Source organism: Alteromonas gracilis (assembly GCF_036870955.2).
Classification (GTDB): domain Bacteria; phylum Pseudomonadota; class Gammaproteobacteria; order Enterobacterales; family Alteromonadaceae; genus Alteromonas; species Alteromonas gracilis_A.
Genome location: NZ_CP145482.2, coordinates 4017045 through 4036948, shown reverse-complemented (window position 1 = coordinate 4036948; position 19904 = coordinate 4017045). Strand labels below are relative to the sequence as shown.

Genomic DNA, 19904 nt, shown 5'->3' with positions numbered 1-19904 from the left:
GTCAATTAACGAGTATTACATGTTTTCATTTTTTGAGAGGCTAACGCAGCCTTTTCCAGATGCACCGCCTACACAACCCCCTACGGGTATCATTGCGTTTTGTAAGTACTACACCAAGGGGATGTGGGGGGTAATTCTTACGGTGTCGGTACTGAGCGCTATAGTGGCTATGCTAGAGGTGGCACTTTTTGGCTTCCTAGGGCAGCTAGTTGATTGGTTTTCAGAGCAAGACCGAGAAACTTTCTTGGTCGATCAAAAAATCACACTCATCGGGATGGGACTGACGGTTCTGGTCTTTATTCCACTATTCATTTTGCTGCGTTCGCTGTTTTCGCGCCAATCGCTAATGGGTAATTATCCTATGCGTATTAGGTGGCAAGCGCATAGATATTTGCTGGGGCAAAGCCTCACGTTCTTCCATAACGAGTTTGCAGGACGCGTCGCGACTAAGGTCATGCAGACGGCACTGTCAGTAAGGGAAACCGTCACCAAAGTTCTCGACTTACTGGTGTATATCAGCGTGTACTTTATTTCCATGGTAGTACTGATATTCAGCACCGACTGGCGGCTTGCTATGCCGCTTATCGTTTGGTTTTTTGTTTATATTGGCATCCTTCGTGTACTGGTGCCGAAGCTTAAAGATGTATCGCAACGCCAAGCCGATGCGCGTTCTTTAATGACAGGGCGAATTGTTGATAGCTACACCAATATTGCAACGGTAAAGCTGTTCTCACACAGTCGACGCGAAGCGGATTATGCCAAAGAGAGCATGAATGGGTTCCTACAAACCGTATATCCGCAAATGCGCCTGGTAACCGTGCTGGAGTTTTGCGTTGAAATGGCTAATGCCATCCTCATATTTACTATTGGTGCGTTGTCGGTGTACTTATGGATGGAAAATATTGCAAGTCCCGGCGACATTGCCATTGCAATAAGTCTCTGTTTGCGACTAAACGGTATGTCTCACTGGGTGATGTGGGAAGTCTCCGGATTATTTGAAAACTTAGGTACTGTGCAAGACGGTATGAATACGCTAGCACAACCTACCGCTGTTAAGGATAAACCAAAAGCCAATGCCCTTAAGGTGAGTGGTGGAGGTATTCACTTTGACGGGGTTAACTTCTCTTACTCAGGGGCTGATAACAAACCCATTGATGTATTCTCTAATTTGGATTTAGCCATCAAGCCAGGTGAAAAGGTAGGGCTGGTGGGTCGTTCAGGGGCAGGTAAATCCACGTTGGTTAATTTGCTTATGCGCTTTTACGATACCCAAAGCGGCAAAATAATCATAGACGGGCAGGACATTACCGACGTAGGTCAAGAAACCTTGCGCGCCAAAATTAGTATGGTCACGCAAGATACCTCGCTAATGCACCGCTCGGTTAGAGACAACATTTTGTATGGACGCACAGATGCCACCGAGGAGGACATGATTCGGGCTGCCAAACAGGCAGAAGCTCATGACTTTATTCTTACACTTACTGACAGTCACGGTAGAACTGGATACGACGCTCACGTCGGCGAACGAGGCGTCAAGCTATCTGGTGGTCAAAGACAGCGTATTGCGATTGCGCGAGTATTGCTAAAAGATGCGCCTGTACTTGTGTTAGATGAAGCGACGTCAGCACTTGATTCCGAAGTGGAGGCCGCCATTCAAGCATGCTTAGACAAAGTGATGGAAGGAAAGACAGTACTAGCGATAGCACACAGACTATCGACTATTGCGCAAATGGACCGCTTGCTTGTGCTCGACAAAGGAAAAATCGTCGAACAAGGTACTCATGCTGAACTTATTGTCCACGATGGTATTTACGCCAAGCTATGGGCCCACCAAACTGGTGGCTTTATCGGCATAGAGTAGGGTGGCGATTGCGTATTTGACATTCTTTAACGATACGAGATAAAGCGCTTGTATCTTAAAGGTGGTTAAGTATAATACGCGTCCCTCCCTTGCGATACCGCACTTTCCTACGAAAAGACGCACCATTGACAAGGGTAGTGTAAGTAAAATTTGTCATTAGACACCACAGGGGTGTAGTTCGAATTGGTAGAACAGCGGTCTCCAAAACCGATGGTTGGGGGTTCGAGTCCCTCCACCCCTGCCATTTTTACTTAACATCAAATTTTTTATTGCGCTCTTTATGAGCGTAAGACAACGACGCTGTAGTGCTAGGATCGTAACATGAGCGAAAAGACGGAAAATCAGTCCAATGCATTGGACATGTTTAAATGGGTAGTGGTATTTGCACTGCTTGTAGGTTTGGTAACCGCAAACACAGTTTACGGTGAGATCTCGGTACTATACCGTGCCATCGCCGCTGTTGTAGTAGTGGTTATTGCTGGTTTCATCGCCGCTTCAACAGAGAAAGGCAGCACTTTCTTAAGCTTTGCCAAAGAGTCTCGCACTGAAGTTCGTAAGGTCGTTTGGCCAACGCGTCAAGAAGCAAATCAGACTACACTTATCGTACTTGCCGCGACTTTGGTTATGGCACTGATTTTATGGGGACTAGACGGCATTATTGTTCGTGTAGTTGGCTTTATTACTGGAATAGGAGCATAAACGTATGTCTGAAGAAGAAGCAGTAAAGAAAAGATGGTACGTGGTACAAGCCTATTCACAGTACGAGTCTCGCGTTAAGAAGACCCTGCTTGAATACATCAAAATGCACAACATGGAAGATTCTTTCGGTCAGGTACTAGTACCAACTGAAGAAGTTGTTGAAATGCGTGCAGGTCAAAAACGTAAATCAGAGCGTAAGTTCTATCCAGGTTACGTTTTGGTAGAAATGGCGATGACAGAAGAGTCATGGCACTTAGTGAAAAGCGTACCTCGTGTACTTGGCTTTATCGGCGGAACATCTGACCGTCCAATGCCAATTACGCAAAAAGAAGCGGACGCTATCTTGAACCGCCTTGAAGAGAACGTTGATAAGCCAAGACCGAAGACATTGTTCGAGCCGGGCGAAGTTATCCGCGTTATCGACGGTCCGTTTGCAGACTTCAACGGTGTGGTAGAAGAAGTAGACTACGAAAAGAGCCGCGTAAAAGTGTCGGTACTTATCTTCGGTCGTTCTACACCAGTAGACCTAGAATTCGGTCAGGTAGAAAAAGGCTAAGCCTTTCGACACATTCGAAAAAAGACGGTTTATCCGTCTTTTTTTATGCCTTAAATACGACTGCTATGTGGTCTATTTGTTTATCGTTAAGGTCAATAGAAATAAAAGAAGCCTGAGCTACTCAGGCTTAGATCTCATATAACGAAGATGAAAAAAGTTATAAAAGCGATCATGACAAAGCCCATTAAAAACAAGACCCCTGAATGTTGAGAAATTCTATTGCTGTCTGTAAATGCAGACCAGAAGCTTACATTTAATCCTCTTTTGATTAGCCAATTTAATGCGCAGATGGATACAAGCCAGATAAAAAATGCCAATATAGCTCTCCTGTAATTTTATCGACTTTAAAACAGCTAATAGCTATCTTCACTAATCTCTTTTATATCATCCAATAAATTAACGACACCGCCTGAAACCACTCCCCCACCAACGGTAGTTACCGCAGAAGTAATTCCACGCACTGGGCTTATGGCGCTTACCACCATGCCAGCAATCGTGCCCTTTGCTATACTTGAAAATGTAGCATTCCTACCACCGCCAATGATTGACCCATAAAAGCCGCCAACTCCTCCTGCAATTGCCACCAGCGCATTTGCAACTATAGCGCCTGATACTTGCTCTATTTCTTTATTACTTAGCTAACATAGTGGTTCCATTATTTAACTCTCCTAGATGAAAAAATGAGCAAAACAAGAGTTGACTCCATAACGAAGATAACAATTGCAGAAAATTATAAAACTGGCCTTTCGATAGTTTTTTATACTAGATAGCCCTTGCATAGTTATTAATCACCTTATATAATGCGCGCCCTTTTAAATGGAAACGGGAAGCCGATTGAGCAAATAAACTCTGTATTTGCGAGGCGTTAGACCCAAACAAGAGAGCATGTAAAATGGCTAAAAAAGTAAGCGGTATTATCAAGCTTCAGGTTGCAGCTGGCGCTGCTAACCCAAGTCCACCTATTGGTCCTGCACTAGGTCAGCACGGTGTAAACATCATGGAATTCTGTAAGGCTTTCAATGCGAAAACTGACAGCCTTGAGAAAGGTGCTCCGGTACCAGTAGAAATTACTGTATACGAAGACCGTTCTTTCACATTCGAAACTAAGACTCCTCCTGCGTCTTACCTGCTTAAGAAAGCAGCGGGCATCAAGAGTGGTTCTGGCCGTCCTAACACTGAAAAAGTGGGTAAAGTTACTCGCGCTCAGTTGGAAGAGATCGCTAAAACTAAAGAGCCAGATCTTACTGCAGCTGACCTAGATGCAGCGGTACGCACTATCGCGGGTTCTGCTCGCTCAATGGGCTTGAACGTAGAGGACTAATCGAATGGCTAAATTAACTAAACGCGCTCGCCTAATCCGCGACAAAGTTGACTCTGCTAAAGAGTACGAAATCAACGAAGCAGTTGCGCTTCTTAAAGAACTAGCGACTGCTAAGTTCGCAGAAAGCGTTGACGTAGCTGTTAACCTTGGTATCGATGCGAAGAAATCTGACCAAAACGTTCGTGGTGCAACTGTACTACCTAACGGCACTGGTAAAGACGTTCGCGTTGCAGTATTCACTCAAGGTGCAAACGCTGAAGCGGCTAAAGAAGCTGGTGCAGACATCGTTGGTATGGACGACCTAGCTGAGCAAGTTAAGAAAGGCGAAATGAACTTTGACGTAGTAGTTGCTAGCCCAGACGCAATGCGTGTTGTTGGTCAACTAGGTCAAATCTTAGGTCCACGTGGCCTTATGCCTAACCCTAAAACTGGTACTGTAACGCCTGACGTTGCAACAGCAGTTAAGAACGCGAAAGCTGGTCAGGTACGCTACCGTAACGACAAGAACGGTATCATCCACGCTAGCATCGGTAAGATTGCGTTCGAAGCGAACCAAATTCAAGAAAACCTTGAAGCGCTACTTGAAGCATTGAAGAAAGCTAAGCCTTCTTCTGCTAAAGGTACATACATCAAGAAGATCAGCCTAAGCACTACAATGGGTGCTGGCGTATCTCTAGATAAGGCTTCTGTAGGTCTTTAATTTCGCTGAGCTAACGCTCATCGAAATCTCTTAAAGGTTATGGGTTGGAGCTGTGTCATTTAGCAGTGCTAATAAGCAGCTCCCGTCCTAGACCGCAGGTGCGGTGTGGTGAAAGAGGTAAGAGAACTTTCACAATCAACATACTGCTTAATACAACAACCTGCGCAGACGGTGGTTTGACTCAGACTCTCTGGGGTAACAAACACCGTAGAGCGGTATCAACCATGAGGGTTGGTATCAATCTGTGAACCCTGACGGCGTAAGTGGGCAACTACATACAAAGTCAGATACAAAGAGGTGAACTCAGTGGCACTAGGTTTAGCAGCAAAAAAAGAGATCGTAGCAGAAGTTTCTGAAGTTGCGTCTCGCGCTCTATCCGTAGCCGTTGCTGAATACCGTGGGATGGAAGTTGGTGAACTGACTGAACTACGTGTTAAAGCTCGTGAGCAAGGCGTATACCTAAAGGTTGTACGTAACACTCTTGCAAAACGTGCTCTAGCAGACAGTCAATTTGCAGACTTAGACAGCGCCTTAACTGGTCCGCTTATCTATGGTTTCTCTATCGACGCACCAGGCGGTGCGGCACGTCTTTTCAAAGACTTCGGTAAGACTAACGATAAGCTTAAAGTTACTGCACTTTCAATTGGTAGCGGTCTTCTTGGTCCAGAGAAATTGGACGCAGTTGCAGCACTACCTACCCGCGACGAAGCGCTTGCGAAACTACTTGCAACCTTCAAAGCACCAGTTGGGAAATTCGTTCAAACAATCAACGAAGTTCCTGGCAAGTTTGTGCGCGTATTGGCGGCGGTCAAAGACACCAAGTAATTGGCGTTTTTGGCATATTGATTTTTTTAACATTTTATACCCAGGAGTTTAGAGAACATGGCTCTAACTAAAGAAGATATCTTAAACGCAATCGCTGAAATGCTGGTAATGGAACTGGTAGAACTAATTGAAGCGGCTGAAGAGAAATTCAACGTATCTGCTGCAGCTGCTGTTGCTGTTGCTGGTCCAGCTGCTGGCGGCGACGCTGGTGCAGCCGAAGAGAAGACTGAATTCGACGTTGTAATGACTTCATTCGGTGGCAACAAAGTTGCAGTTATCAAAGCAGTTCGCGGCGCGACTGGCCTAGGTCTTAAAGAAGCTAAAGAAGTAGTTGAGTCTGCTCCTAAAGCTATCAAAGAAGGCGTAAGCAAAGATGAAGCTGAAGCACTTAAGAAAGAGCTTGAAGAAGCTGGTGCAGAAGTAGAAATCAAGTAATTTGACATAGTCAAATTATTGCCTGAGACGGCAAGGCTGGTGGTTTTTTAAACCACCAGCCTTTTTGCGCTGTATAGTGTGTAGAATTTAACCCTTGTCTACACTACTAAAAGCGCCATTCGGACATACCCATAAAAAGCATAAAAATCCAACAAGTTAACTAATAATTGGTTAAATTTTGTTGTATGCTGGTGTATCTGCCCGAAAAAGGGTTGTGGAAGTTTGTTGCTTATTGCGCCATTTAGAACGTAGCTTTTAGCCCATAGCACGCGTTTTAAAGCATTTAGCAGCAGGTTGGGTCAAAAATCAGCAGGCTGAGGAACCCATGGTTTACTCTTATAGCGAAAAGAAACGTATCCGTAAGGATTTTGGCAAACGCCCACAGGTATTGGAAATTCCATACCTTCTTTCAATTCAGCTTGATTCTTTCAAAAAGTTTATTGAGATCGACGCAGATGCTCAATACGGTTTGGAAGCAGCATTTCGTTCCGTTTTTCCAATTAAAAGCTACTCAGGTAGCTCAGAGCTTCAGTATGTAAGCTATCGCCTGGGAGAGCCGGTATTCGACGTTAAAGAATGTCAAATTCGTGGCGTCACATTCTCTGCTCCGTTAAGAGTAAAACTACGGTTAGTGTTGTTCGATAAAGACGCTGCGCCAGGTACAGTAAAAGATATTAAAGAACAAGAAGTGTACATGGGCGAGATCCCATTGATGACTGAGAACGGTACGTTCGTTATCAATGGTACTGAGCGTGTTATCGTGTCACAGCTACACCGTTCACCTGGTGTATTCTTTGATCACGACAAAGGTAAAACCCACTCGTCAGGTAAAGTGCTTTATAACGCACGTGTAATTCCTTACCGTGGTTCGTGGTTAGACTTTGAGTTTGACCCGAAAGATAACCTATTCGTACGTATCGACCGTCGTCGTAAGTTGCCTGCAACTATTATCTTACGCGCGCTTGAAATGTCGTCTGAAGAAATCTTAGATACCTTCTTCGACAAAGTAGCGATTCGTATTAATAAAGACAAATTGATGATGGAAGTGGTTCCAGATCGCCTACGTGGTGAAACGGCTGCTTTTGATATCATTGACGGTGAAGGCAACGTTGTTGTTGAAACTGGTCGTCGTATTTCTGCGCGTCACACACGTGCACTTGAAAAAGCCGGTCTTACTGAGCTTGAAGTGCCAGCCGATTACCTAATTGGCCGTGTTTATGCAGCAACTTACGTAAACGAAGACACTGGCGAAGTAATTGTAAGTGCGAACGAAGAACTAACGCTTGAAAACCTAGCGGCGCTAAGCCAAGCGGGTATCAAAGACTTCGAAACGCTTTACATCAACGAGCTAGATCACGGTTCATACATCTCAGATACACTACGTATCGACTCTTCAACTAACCGTCTAGAAGCGCTAGTTGAAATCTATCGTATGATGCGTCCTGGTGAGCCACCAACAAAAGACGCAGCCGAAACCTTATTCGATAACTTGTTCTTCTCTGATGAGCGCTACGACCTATCTTCAGTTGGTCGTATGAAGTTCAACCGCCGTCTAGGCCGTGAAGAGCTAATCGGTTCAGGCACGCTAGACAAAGACGACATTATTTCTGTAATGAAGCAGCTGATAATGATTCGTGACGGTAAAGACGAAGTAGATGATATCGATCACCTAGGTAACCGTCGTATCCGTTCTGTTGGTGAAATGGCAGAGAACCAGTTCCGCGTTGGTCTTGTACGTGTAGAGCGTGCAGTTAAAGAGCGTCTAAGCTTAGGCGACCTAGACAACGTAATGCCACAAGATCTTATTAACGCTAAGCCTATCTCGGCAGCGGTTAAAGAGTTCTTCGGTTCATCACAGCTTTCTCAGTTCATGGACCAAAACAACCCGCTATCAGAAGTAACGCATAAGCGTCGTATTTCTGCATTAGGCCCGGGTGGTCTTACACGTGAACGTGCAGGCTTCGAAGTTCGAGACGTACACCCGACGCACTACGGTCGTCTATGTCCAATCGAAACGCCGGAAGGCCCGAACATCGGTCTAATTAACTCATTGGCAAGCTTCGCGCGTACCAATGACTTCGGTTTCCTAGAAACGCCGTTCCGTCGCATTGTAGACGGTGTGGTAACTGATGAAATTGATTACTTATCTGCAATTGAAGAAGGTCAATTCGCAATCGCTCAGGCTAACATCGCGTTAACTGAAGCGGGCGAGTTGGTTGACGACCTAATTCCATGTCGTCACCGCGGTGAAACAACTTTGATGCCGAAAGAAGACATCAAGTACATGGACGTTTCGCCACAGCAAATCGTTTCAATTGCTGCAAGCATTATCCCATTCCTAGAGCACGATGATGCGAACCGTGCACTAATGGGTGCGAACATGCAACGTCAGGCAGTACCTACACTACGCGCTGATAAGCCGCTAGTTGGTACCGGTATGGAAAGAACTATCGCGGTTGACTCAGGTGTTACTGTGGTTGCTAAGCGCGGTGGTGTGGTTGATTACGTAGATGCCAGCCGTATCGTTATTAAGGTAGACGAAGATGAAATGCTTCCAGGTGAAGCAGGTATCGATATCTACAACTTGACTAAGTACACTCGTTCTAACCAAAACACGTGTATCAATCAGAAGCCTACTTGTAGTGTTGGCGACCCGATTGTTGCAGGTGACGTGCTAGCTGATGGTCCTTCAACAGACCTAGGTGACCTTGCACTTGGTCAGAACATGCGTATCGCGTTCATGCCGTGGAATGGCTACAACTTTGAGGATTCAATCCTTATTTCTGAGCGTGTAGCGCAGGAAGACCGTTTTACAACTATCCACATACAAGAGCTTAGCTGTATCGCTCGTGATACTAAGCTTGGGCCAGAAGAAATTTCTTCTGATATCCCGAACGTGGGTGAGTCTGCACTAAGCAAGCTTGATGAGTCAGGCGTTGTTTATATTGGTGCAGAAGTGAAAGGCGGTGACATCCTTGTAGGTAAAGTAACGCCTAAAGGTGAGACGCAGCTTACACCAGAAGAGAAACTACTACGTGCAATCTTCGGTGAAAAAGCGTCTGACGTTAAAGATACGTCTCTACGGGTACCAAACTCTGTTCACGGTACGGTAATCGATGTTCAAGTATTTACTCGTGATGGAGTAGAGAAAGATAAGCGTGCGCTAGAAATTGAAGACATGCAGCTACGTCAGGTTAAGAAAGACCTTACCGACGAGTTCGAAATTTTAGCAGACGGTATTTTTGCTCGTGCACAAACTGCGCTAATCCGTGCTGGTGTTGACCAAGCCAAGCTTGACAGCCTACCGCGCGAGAAGTGGTTTGAAATTGCACTAAATAGCGAAGATGCGCAGCTAGAGCTAGACCAAATTGCCGATCAGCACGCTGAAATCAAATTAGACTTCGATAAGAAGTTTGAAGCGAAGCGTCGTAAGATCACACAAGGCGATGACCTAGCACCTGGCGTACTTAAGATCGTTAAGGTTTACCTTGCGGTTAAGCGTCACATCCAACCGGGTGACAAAATGGCCTATCGTCACGGTAACAAAGGTGTTATCTCGACTATCCAGCCTGTAGAAGACATGCCATACGATGCTAACGGTACGCCGGTAGATATCGTACTTAACCCACTAGGTGTACCGTCTCGTATGAACATCGGTCAGATCCTAGAAACGCACTTGGGTATGGCTGCACACGGTCTTGGCGTGAAGATTGATCGCATGATTAAAGAACAGCGTGAGCTAGCTGAACTACGTGACTTCTTGAAGAAGGTGTACGAGCTTGGTGAGAATCACCAAGAAGTTGACATCGATAACTTCACAGACCACGAAGTTCGTCGTCTAGCTGAGAACCTTCGTAAGGGTGTTCCAGTAGCAACGCCTGTATTCGACGGTGCACGTGAATCTGAAATCAAAGAAATGCTGAAGCTTGCTGATATTCCAGAAAGCGGTCAGATTGCTTTGTTTGACGGTCGTACCGGTCGCGAATTTGAGCGTCCAGTTACGGTTGGTTACATGTACATGCTGAAACTGAACCACTTAGTAGACGACAAAATGCACGCGCGTTCTACTGGTTCTTACAGCCTTGTTACACAGCAGCCTCTTGGTGGTAAAGCACAGTTCGGTGGTCAGCGCTTCGGTGAGATGGAAGTGTGGGCACTTGAAGCATACGGTGCAGCATATACCCTTCAGGAAATGCTTACTGTTAAGTCAGATGACGTTAACGGCCGTACCAAGATGTACAAGAACATCGTCGATGGCGACCACAGAATGGAGCCTGGCATGCCAGAGTCATTCAACGTACTACTTAAAGAAATTCGCTCGTTGGGTATCAACATCGAGCTTGAAGAGAAGTAATACGGCAATCGCCGCGTAATGTTATGAGATGGCCCGGTGCTTGCGCCGGGCTCTAGAGACTGACTCCGCTGGGAGAGTAATGTGAAAGACTTATTAAAGTTTCTAAAGCAACAAAACAAGACTGAAGAATTCGATAATATTCGAATCGGTCTTTCTTCACCTGACATGATCCGTTCATGGTCATTCGGTGAAGTTAAAAAGCCTGAAACAATCAACTACCGTACGTTCAAGCCTGAGCGTGACGGTCTGTTCTGTGCGCGTATCTTTGGTCCGGTTAAAGACTACGAGTGTCTTTGCGGTAAGTACAAGCGCCTTAAGCACCGTGGTGTTATCTGTGAGAAGTGTGGCGTTGAAGTTACACTGACTAAAGTACGTCGTGAGCGTATGGGTCACATCGAGCTAGCTAGCCCGGTTGCACACATCTGGTTCCTTAAATCACTTCCGTCTCGTATCGGCCTAATGCTTGATATGACACTTCGTGATATTGAACGTGTACTTTACTTTGAATCATACGTGGTAACTGAGCCAGGTATGACTACCCTTGAGCGCAGCCAACTTCTTAACGAAGAAGAGTACTTGGATGCACTTGAAGAGCACGGTGATGAGTTTGAAGCGAAGATGGGTGCTGAAGCAGTATTCGATCTTCTAACTGCACTAGACGTAGACGCAGATGTTGCGGCTATGCGTGAAGAGCTACCTTCAATCAACTCTGAAACCAAGCGTAAGAAAATTACTAAGCGTCTTAAGTTGCTTGAGTCATTCCAACAGTCTGGTAATAAGCCAGAGTGGATGATTATGACGGTTCTTCCGGTACTTCCACCAGATCTACGTCCCCTAGTACCACTAGATGGCGGCCGTTTTGCAACGTCTGACCTTAACGACCTATACCGTCGTGTTATTAACCGTAACAACCGTCTTAAGCGTCTTCTAGACCTAGCTGCTCCAGACATCATCGTACGCAACGAAAAGCGTATGCTTCAAGAGTCTGTTGATGCGCTTCTAGATAACGGACGTCGTGGTCGTGCGATTACTGGTTCTAACAAGCGTCCACTTAAGTCGCTTGCAGACATGATCAAAGGTAAGCAAGGTCGTTTCCGTCAAAACCTTCTTGGTAAGCGTGTTGACTACTCAGGCCGTTCTGTAATTACCGTTGGTCCTACGCTACGTCTTCACCAGTGTGGTCTTCCTAAGAAGATGGCACTTGAGCTATTTAAGCCGTTTATCTACGGTAAGCTTGAAGGTCGTGGTCTTGCGACAACAATCAAAGCAGCTAAGAAGCTTGTAGAGCGCGAAGCACCAGAAGTTTGGGACGTACTAGATGACGTTATCCGCGAACACCCGGTACTACTTAACCGTGCACCTACACTTCACCGTTTGGGTATCCAAGCATTCGAACCAACACTAATCGAAGGTAAAGCGATTCAGCTTCACCCGCTAGTGTGTGCGGCGTACAACGCCGACTTCGATGGTGACCAAATGGCGGTACACGTTCCGTTGACAATCGAAGCACAGCTAGAAGCACGTGCGCTTATGATGTCAACGAACAACATTCTGTCACCTGCGAACGGTGAGCCAATTATCGTACCTTCACAGGACGTTGTATTGGGTCTTTATTACCTAACGCGTGACAAAGTAAACGGCTTAGGCGAAGGCATGGTATTTACCAGCCCGAATGAAGCAGAAAAAGCATACCGCACAGGTAATGCTGAGCTTCACTCTCGCGTTAAAGTACGTATTACTGAATATGACATCGATGAAGATGGCAATAAAACTGAGAAAGTAACGCTAACTGACACTACTGTTGGTCGTGCAATTTTCTCATTGATCCTTCCAAAGGGTCTGCCGTTTGAAATCATCAACCAAGCGATGGGCAAGAAGCAAATTTCAAAACTGTTGAATGCTTGTTACCGTACGCTAGGTCTGAAAGACACAGTAATTGCTGCTGACCAAATCATGTATACCGGTTTCCACTACGCGATGATCGCGGGTGCGTCTGTTGGTATCGACGATATGGTTATCCCTGCTGCTAAGAAAGACATCATTGATGCGGCAGAAGCAGAAGTTATCGAAATTCAGGAACAGTTCCAAAACGGTCTTGTTACCGCGGGTGAGCGTTACAACAAAGTTATCGATATCTGGTCAAATGCCAACGAAAAAGTTGCTAAGGCCATGATGGATAACCTTAAGACTGACATCGTAATTAACCGCGATGGCGAAGAAGAAGAGCAATCATCATTTAACTCTGTTTATATGATGGCCGACTCGGGTGCTCGTGGTAGTGCCGCTCAGATTCGTCAGCTAGCAGGTATGCGTGGTCTGATGGCTAAGCCAGATGGCTCAATCATCGAAACCCCAATTACGGCGAACTTCCGTGAAGGTCTGAACGTACTACAGTACTTCATCTCAACTCACGGTGCTCGTAAAGGTCTAGCGGATACCGCACTTAAGACAGCTAACTCGGGTTACCTAACGCGTCGTCTAGTAGACGTTGCACAAGACTTGGTAATCACTAACGACGACTGTGGCACATTCGAAGGTGTTCAAATGACACCACTAATCGAAGGTGGTGACGTTGTTGAGCCACTACGCGAGCGTGTACTAGGTCGTGTGGTAGCAGAAGATGTACTTAAGCCAGGTACTAACGAAGTACTAGTTGAGCGTAACGTTCTTCTAGACGAAGCGTTAGTAGACATGCTTGAAGCTAACTCAGTTGACCAAATCATGGTTCGCTCGGTAATCACTTGTGACAATGACTTCGGTGTTTGTGCTAAGTGTTACGGACGTGACCTTGCACGTGGTCACATGGTGGGTAGCGGTGAATCGGTTGGTGTTATTGCAGCACAGTCAATCGGTGAGCCAGGTACACAGCTTACCATGCGTACGTTCCACATCGGTGGTGCGGCATCAAGAGCATCTGCTGAGAACAGCGTACAAGTTAAGACGGCGGGTAGCCTTAAGCTACACAACGCGAAATTCGTACGTAACTCTGACGGCAAAGTGGTTATCGTTTCTCGTTCAACAGAACTTACTGTTATCGACGAGCAAGGCCGTGAGAAAGAGCGCTATAAAGTACCTTATGGTGCTGTACTTAGCGTGGATGACGGCGCAACGATTGCAGCTGGCGACATTGTTGCTAACTGGGATCCGCATAGTCACCCAATCATCACTGAACGTGCAGCTAAGATTAGCTTCGCAGACATTGATGACTCTAACACCGAAATGCAGCAAGACGAGCTTACTGGCCTAACACGTATCGTTGTTAAAGACCTTGCGAAAGTTAACGCTAAAGAGCCTAAGCTAATTCTTGAAAGCGACGAGTTCGGCCTTCAAGAAATTCGTCTTCCAAGCTTCACCACTATCGAAGCGAAAGAAGGCAAAGTGGCTAACGAAGGTGACGTGTTAGCACGTATTCCTCAGGAAAGCTCGAAGACTCGTGATATCACGGGTGGTCTACCGCGCGTTGCGGACCTATTTGAAGCACGTAAGCCTAAAGAGCCTGCAATTCTTGCAGAAATCTCAGGTACTATCGGCTTCGGTAAGGAGACCAAAGGTAAGAAGCGTCTTGTAATTACACCTGCTGAGGGTGACGCGTACGAAGAGATGATTCCTAAGTGGCGTCAGCTTAACGTGTTCGAAGGTGAGAAAGTGGAAAAAGGCGAAGTTATCGCTGATGGTCCAGAGTCTCCACACGATATCCTACGTCTACGTGGTATCTCAGCGGTAGCAAATTACATCGTGAACGAAGTTCAAGAAGTTTACCGTCTACAGGGTGTTAAGATTAACGATAAGCACATCGAAGTAGTTATCCGCCAGATGCTACGTAAGTGTATTATCACTAATCCAGGCGATACGCAGTTCCTTGAAGGTGAACAGGTTGAAGTATCGAACGTTAAAGTGGCTAACCGTGAAATTGAAAAACACGGCAAGATCCCAGCGCAGTATGAAACACAGCTGCTTGGTATCACTAAAGCGTCACTGTCTACTGAGTCATTTATCTCAGCGGCATCGTTCCAAGAAACAACACGTGTTCTAACTGAAGCTGCGGTTCAGGGTAAAGAAGATGACCTACGCGGTCTGAAAGAAAACGTAATCGTTGGTCGTCTAATTCCAGCGGGTACTGGTTTCGCTTACCACGAACGCCGTGCACAGCGTCGCAAAGAGCAAATCGAAGAAATGTCAGTTTCTGCTGCTGAAGCAGAACAGGCACTAACCGAAGCGCTTAACGCTGGTGCAGACGAAGATACTGCCGAATAAGGCAAGATCATAGGAGTACGTTAACGTGCTCCTAACAATTTGGCAGTCCAGTTGTACAGATTGCAGATAAATTAACTGCTTAACCTTTGTACACCTTGACAGTCAGAGCGATGATCTTTAATATTCCGCGACCCGATTTTGGATAGCCATCAAATGGCTCGATAAACGGTCGCGGTTTTTTGTATCAGCGCTCAGTGAATGTTGACGAGCACAATGTTCACAAATAAGAGCGATTAAACAATTAATCGCATTAATATGGACCCAATCACAGTGATTGGGTTTTCGTAGTTTTTAATCAGGAGCTAGTTAATGGCAACAGTTAACCAGTTAGTGCGCAAGCCGCGTAGAAAGCCCGTTGAAAAAAGCAACGTAGCTGCTCTACAAGCTTGTCCACAAAGACGTGGTGTATGTACTCGTGTATATACTACTACGCCTAAGAAACCAAACTCTGCACTACGTAAAGTATGTCGTGTACGTCTAACTAACGGTTTTGAAGTTTCTTCATACATCGGTGGTGAAGGTCACAACCTACAAGAGCACAGTGTAGTACTTATCCGTGGTGGTCGTGTTAAAGATCTACCAGGTGTTCGTTATCACACAGTTCGCGGTACTCTTGACTGCGCAGGTGTAAACGATCGTAAACAAGCCCGTTCTAAGTACGGCGCGAAGAAGCCTAAGTCATAACGGTTCTCCGTTAGTAAGGCCAAACTGAAGTTTAAGAGTTTTGGGTTTTCCCTGAATTCATACGGAGAATAGAAAATGCCAAGAAGAAGAGTCGTAGGTCAACGTAAAATCCTACCAGAGCCAAAATTTGGTTCACAACTGCTTGCGAAATTCATGAATGTCGTAATGCTCGACGGCAAAAAGTCAGTCGCTGAAAAAATCGTTTACGGTGCGCTTGATATTGTTGCTGAAAAAACCAGCAAAGCACACCTAGATATCTTCGAGGAAGCGCTTGATAACATCCGCCCAACAGTAGAGGTTAAGTCTCGTCGTGTTGGTGGTTCAACTTATCAGGTTCCAGTTGAAGTACGTCCAGTTCGTCGTAACGCGCTAGGTATGCGTTGGATGGTTGAAGCTGCACGTAAACGTGGCGAAAAGTCTATGGCACAACGCCTAGCGGCTGAAATGCTAGACGCAGCAGATAACAAAGGTTCAGCGGTTAAGAAACGTGAAGACGTTCACCGTATGGCCGAAGCAAACAAAGCGTTTGCTCACTACCGTTGGTAATCAACGTTATTTAACTGAGAGAGATTTATGCCTCGTAAGACCTCGATTGAGCGTTATCGCAATATTGGTATTGTGGCTCACGTGGACGCGGGTAAAACCACGACCACAGAGCGTGTTCTGTTTTATACAGGACTGTCTCACAAAATCGGTGAAGTGCACGATGGTGCTGCTACCATGGACTGGATGGAACAAGAGCAGGAGCGTGGTATTACTATCACGTCTGCTGCGACTACGTGTTTCTGGTCTGGTATGGAGCAACAGTTCGATCAACACAGGATCAACATCATCGACACCCCTGGACACGTTGACTTTACTATTGAAGTAGAGCGTTCATTACGTGTGCTAGACGGTGCGGTAGTCGTATTCTGTGGGTCTTCTGGGGTAGAACCTCAATCAGAGACAGTCTGGCGACAGGCTGACAAATATGAAGTGCCACGCCTTGTGTTCGTTAATAAAATGGACCGGGCTGGCGCTGATTTTGAACGTGTTGTGGGTCAAATCCGCAAGCGTTTAGGCGCAAACTGTGTTCCGATTCAAATCAACATGGGCGCTGAAGAGAATTTCCATGGCGTCATTGACCTTGTGAAAATGAAAGCCATCAACTGGAATGAAGATGACATGGGTATGACATTTACCTATGAAGACATTCCGGCTGAATATTTAGATACCGCTGAGCAGTACCGTACCGAGATGATCGAAGCGGCTGCTGAGGCATCAGACGAGCTAATGGACAAGTACTTGGAAGGCGAAGAGCTTACTGAGGAAGAAATCCGTTCTGGCCTTCGTCAGCGTACACTGAACAACGAAATTGTTCTTGCCACTTGTGGCAGTGCCTTCAAAAACAAAGGTGTTCAGGCAGTACTAGACGCTGTTATTCAATATCTTCCATCTCCGACAGAAGTTAAAGCTATCACTGGTGTGCTTGACGATAAAGATGAGACGGAAGCAGAGCGTCATTCAAGCGACGATGAGCCGTTTTCTGCGCTCGCATTTAAAATAGCGACCGACCCTTTTGTGGGTACGCTTACGTTCTTCCGCTGCTATTCTGGTGTGGTTAACACAGGTGATACGGTTTATAACCCTGTCAAAGGCAAGCGTGAACGTTTTGGTCGTATCGTGCAAATGCACGCGAAAGACCGTGAAGAATTAAAAGAAGTACGCGCTGGTGATATTGCTGCGGCCATTGGCCTTAAAGATGTTACTACCTATGATACGCTTTGTGATCCAAATCACGTTATCACATTGGAACGTATGGAATTCCCAGAGCTGGTAATTTCAATTGCGGTTGAGCCTAAATCTCAAGCTGACCAAGAGAAAATGGGTATTGCCCTAGGTAAGCTTGCAGCGGAAGATCCGTCGTTTAAAGTAAAAACTGACGACGAGACGGGTCAAACGATCATCTCTGGTATGGGTGAACTTCACCTAGATATCATTGTCGACCGCATGAAGCGCGAATTTAAAGTTGAATGTAACGTAGGTAACCCTCAGGTTGCTTATCGCGAAACCCTTCGTAAGAACGTTGAAGTTGAAGGGAAGTTCGTTCGTCAGTCAGGCGGCCGTGGTCAGTTTGGTCACGTATGGTTGCGCATTGAGCCTCAAGAAGAAGGTGCTGGCTACGAATTTGTGAACGAAATCGTCGGTGGTGTGGTACCAAAAGAGTTCATTCCAGCGGTCGATAAAGGAATTCAGGAGCAGATGCGAAGTGGTGTTCTTGCAGGGTATCCGGTACTTGATGTTAAGGTTACTTTGTTTGATGGTTCGTACCACGATGTTGACTCTTCTGAAATGGCGTTTAAGATCGCTAACTCTATGGGTTTCAAAAAAGGCGCCGCAGAAGCAAATCCGGTGTTACTTGAACCCACAATGAAAGTTGAAGTGACTACTCCAGAAGATTGGATGGGTGACGTCGTAGGTGACCTTAACCGTCGACGCGGCATGATCGAAGGTATGGAAGATGGCGTAGCAGGTGTTAAAATAATACGTGCAAAAGTGCCGCTTTCAGAAATGTTTGGGTACGCAACTGATTTGCGTTCACAAACACAAGGTCGTGCTTCATACTCTATGGAGTTCTTCAATTATTCTGAGGCGCCGAACAATGTGGCGCAGGCTATTATTGAATCTAGAATTTAATCTAAATGAAGGTTCGGTCCGGTCTATTTGTGGGTCGGACTTTTAACTTAGGAAACGAGAAAAATGGCAAAAGAAAAGTTTGAACGTACGAAACCCCACGTAAACGTGGGTACAATCGGCCACGTTGACCACGGTAAAACTACCCTAACTGCAGCAATCACTACAGTTCTTTCTAAAACTTACGGCGGTGACGCTCAGGCATTCGATCAAATCGATAACGCGCCTGAAGAGAAAGCACGTGGTATCACCATCTCTACTTCACACGTAGAGTACGATACTCCTACTCGTCACTACGCACACGTAGACTGCCCAGGACACGCTGATTACGTTAAAAACATGATCACTGGTGCTGCTCAGATGGACGGTGGTATCCTAGTAGTAGCTGCGACTGATGGTCCTATGCCACAGACTCGTGAGCACATCCTACTTGGTCGTCAGGTTGGTATTCCTTACATCATCGTATTCATGAACAAGTGTGACATGGTTGACGATGAAGAGCTTCTAGAGCTAGTAGAAATGGAAGTTCGTGAACTTCTTAACGAATACGAATTCCCAGGTGATGACCTACCAGTTATCCAAGGTTCAGCTCTTAAAGCGCTTGAAGGCGACGCAGAGTGGGAAAAGAAAATCATCGAGCTTGGTGAAGCGCTTGATTCATACATCCCAGAGCCAGAGCGTGCAATCGACAAGCCGTTCATCCTTCCAATCGAAGACGTATTCTCAATCTCAGGCCGTGGTACAGTTGTAACTGGTCGTGTAGAGCAAGGTATCGTTAAAGTTGGTGAAGAAGTAGAAATCGTAGGTATCAAAGAAACTACTAAAACTACTTGTACTGGTGTTGAGATGTTCCGTAAGCTTCTTGACGAAGGCCGCGCGGGTGAGAACGTTGGTGTTCTTCTACGTGGTACTAAGCGTGACGAAGTTGAGCGTGGTCAAGTACTAGCTAAGCCTGGTTCAATCACTCCACACGTTAACTTTGAAGCAGAAGTATACGTACTATCTAAAGATGAAGGTGGCCGTCATACTCCATTCTTCAAAGGCTACCGTCCACAGTTCTACTTCCGTACAACTGACGTAACTGGTGCTGTAGAGCTTCCAGAAGGCGTAGAAATGGTAATGCCTGGTGACAACCTTAAATTCAAAGTTGAGCTAATTGCTCCGATTGCGATGGAAGAAGGTCTTCGTTTCGCAATCCGTGAAGGTGGTCGTACAGTAGGTGCTGGTGTTGTATCTAAGATCCTAGACTAATCTAGACTTAGCAACATAAGCCCAAAAAAGCGCACTTAGGTGCGCTTTTTTTATGCCTGCGATTTGTAGTTTGGGAGTGAAGCCCCATCAAAAACACGCCGTGAACCCGTCCGTGGGGGCTTCGCAGCAGCGTCCCTGCTGCTGAGAGTTTTTGATGGGACTTCACTCCCTTCGTAATCTGCCTAACAGAAAGCTTGTTGGGAGAAGAGGGAACACGCCGTGGAGCCATCCGTGCTTTTGTATTAGCGGCTTCGCAGCAGCGTCCCTGCTGCTGAGAGTTTTTGATGGGAC

14 protein-coding genes and 1 tRNA gene are annotated in these 19904 nt (G+C 46.0%); 14 read left to right on the top strand and 1 reads right to left on the bottom strand.

Annotation, left to right across the window (positions count from 1 at the left end; all coding sequences use genetic code 11):
• The first annotated feature begins 19 nt into the window (after positions 1-19).
• The 4 genes from V6N89_RS19445 to nusG all read left to right on the top strand — a co-directional run bounded on the left by V6N89_RS19445 (position 20) and on the right by nusG (position 3116).
• Entirely contained in the window at positions 20-1861 is a 1842-nt protein-coding gene (locus V6N89_RS19445) for an ABC transporter ATP-binding protein (protein WP_338519047.1), read from the top strand.
• Between the two features lie 167 nt (positions 1862-2028).
• Positions 2029-2105 (top strand) — tRNA-Trp (locus V6N89_RS19440).
• Positions 2106-2182: 77 nt separating this feature from the next.
• On the top strand, positions 2183-2560 hold the full coding sequence (gene secE, locus V6N89_RS19435) for a preprotein translocase subunit SecE (protein WP_338519046.1): 378 nt from the start codon (positions 2183-2185) through the stop codon (positions 2558-2560).
• 4 nt (positions 2561-2564) lie between these two features.
• The gene (nusG, locus tag V6N89_RS19430) at positions 2565-3116 is read left to right on the top strand and encodes a transcription termination/antitermination protein NusG (protein WP_346993126.1); all 552 of its coding nucleotides are present in this window, start codon (positions 2565-2567) and stop codon (positions 3114-3116) included.
• Positions 3117-3469: 353 nt separating this feature from the next.
• Here nusG and V6N89_RS19425 read toward each other — a convergent pair whose 3' ends face one another.
• Positions 3470-3700: a hypothetical protein gene (locus tag V6N89_RS19425; protein ID WP_338519044.1), complete on the bottom strand. Its 231-nt coding sequence runs from the start codon at positions 3698-3700 to the stop codon at positions 3470-3472.
• 308 nt (positions 3701-4008) lie between these two features.
• On the opposite strand from V6N89_RS19425, the gene rplK reads away from it, so the two are divergent.
• From rplK to tuf, 10 genes are all read left to right on the top strand, one after another.
• The gene (rplK, locus tag V6N89_RS19420) at positions 4009-4437 is read left to right on the top strand and encodes a 50S ribosomal protein L11 (protein WP_346993125.1); all 429 of its coding nucleotides are present in this window, start codon (positions 4009-4011) and stop codon (positions 4435-4437) included.
• Positions 4438-4441: 4 nt separating this feature from the next.
• A complete protein-coding gene (rplA, locus tag V6N89_RS19415) occupies positions 4442-5137 on the top strand; it encodes a 50S ribosomal protein L1 (protein ID WP_338519043.1) in 696 nt (231 codons plus the stop codon).
• A 306-nt stretch (positions 5138-5443) separates the two neighbouring features.
• Positions 5444-5962, top strand: a complete 519-nt coding sequence (gene rplJ / locus V6N89_RS19410; protein ID WP_334013821.1) for a 50S ribosomal protein L10 — start codon at positions 5444-5446, stop codon at positions 5960-5962.
• Between the two features lie 57 nt (positions 5963-6019).
• Positions 6020-6397 (top strand): 50S ribosomal protein L7/L12, encoded by a 378-nt coding sequence (gene rplL, locus V6N89_RS19405; RefSeq protein WP_338519042.1) that lies wholly within the window; start codon positions 6020-6022, stop codon positions 6395-6397.
• Positions 6398-6722: 325 nt separating this feature from the next.
• Positions 6723-10751: a DNA-directed RNA polymerase subunit beta gene (gene rpoB, locus V6N89_RS19400; RefSeq protein WP_346993124.1), complete on the top strand. Its 4029-nt coding sequence runs from the start codon at positions 6723-6725 to the stop codon at positions 10749-10751.
• A gap of 81 nt (positions 10752-10832) precedes the next feature.
• On the top strand, positions 10833-15005 hold the full coding sequence (gene rpoC / locus V6N89_RS19395; RefSeq protein WP_338519041.1) for a DNA-directed RNA polymerase subunit beta': 4173 nt from the start codon (positions 10833-10835) through the stop codon (positions 15003-15005).
• A gap of 309 nt (positions 15006-15314) precedes the next feature.
• Positions 15315-15689 carry a 30S ribosomal protein S12 gene (gene rpsL / locus V6N89_RS19390; protein ID WP_014951037.1) on the top strand — a complete coding sequence of 125 codons (375 nt, stop codon included), beginning with the start codon at positions 15315-15317 and terminating at the stop codon, positions 15687-15689.
• A 75-nt stretch (positions 15690-15764) separates the two neighbouring features.
• Positions 15765-16235 (top strand): 30S ribosomal protein S7, encoded by a 471-nt coding sequence (gene rpsG / locus V6N89_RS19385; RefSeq protein ID WP_346993123.1) that lies wholly within the window; start codon positions 15765-15767, stop codon positions 16233-16235.
• A gap of 27 nt (positions 16236-16262) precedes the next feature.
• Positions 16263-18365 carry an elongation factor G gene (gene fusA, locus V6N89_RS19380; RefSeq protein WP_346993122.1) on the top strand — a complete coding sequence of 701 codons (2103 nt, stop codon included), beginning with the start codon at positions 16263-16265 and terminating at the stop codon, positions 18363-18365.
• A gap of 63 nt (positions 18366-18428) precedes the next feature.
• Positions 18429-19613, top strand: coding sequence for an elongation factor Tu (gene tuf, locus V6N89_RS19375; protein ID WP_338518858.1), 1185 nt, complete (start codon positions 18429-18431; stop codon positions 19611-19613).
• The last annotated feature ends 291 nt before the right edge of the window (positions 19614-19904 follow it).

Coding starts and splice junctions, on each gene's coding strand:
- rpsG (WP_346993123.1), top strand. CDS start 15,765: ATGCCAAGAAGAAGAGTCGTAGGTCAACGTAAAATCCTACCAGAGCCA.
- fusA (WP_346993122.1), top strand. CDS start 16,263: ATGCCTCGTAAGACCTCGATTGAGCGTTATCGCAATATTGGTATTGTG.
- V6N89_RS19445 (WP_338519047.1), top strand. CDS start 20: ATGTTTTCATTTTTTGAGAGGCTAACGCAGCCTTTTCCAGATGCACCG.
- rplA (WP_338519043.1), top strand. CDS start 4,442: ATGGCTAAATTAACTAAACGCGCTCGCCTAATCCGCGACAAAGTTGAC.
- rplL (WP_338519042.1), top strand. CDS start 6,020: ATGGCTCTAACTAAAGAAGATATCTTAAACGCAATCGCTGAAATGCTG.
- rplK (WP_346993125.1), top strand. CDS start 4,009: ATGGCTAAAAAAGTAAGCGGTATTATCAAGCTTCAGGTTGCAGCTGGC.
- tuf (WP_338518858.1), top strand. CDS start 18,429: ATGGCAAAAGAAAAGTTTGAACGTACGAAACCCCACGTAAACGTGGGT.
- secE (WP_338519046.1), top strand. CDS start 2,183: ATGAGCGAAAAGACGGAAAATCAGTCCAATGCATTGGACATGTTTAAA.
- rpsL (WP_014951037.1), top strand. CDS start 15,315: ATGGCAACAGTTAACCAGTTAGTGCGCAAGCCGCGTAGAAAGCCCGTT.
- nusG (WP_346993126.1), top strand. CDS start 2,565: ATGTCTGAAGAAGAAGCAGTAAAGAAAAGATGGTACGTGGTACAAGCC.
- rpoB (WP_346993124.1), top strand. CDS start 6,723: ATGGTTTACTCTTATAGCGAAAAGAAACGTATCCGTAAGGATTTTGGC.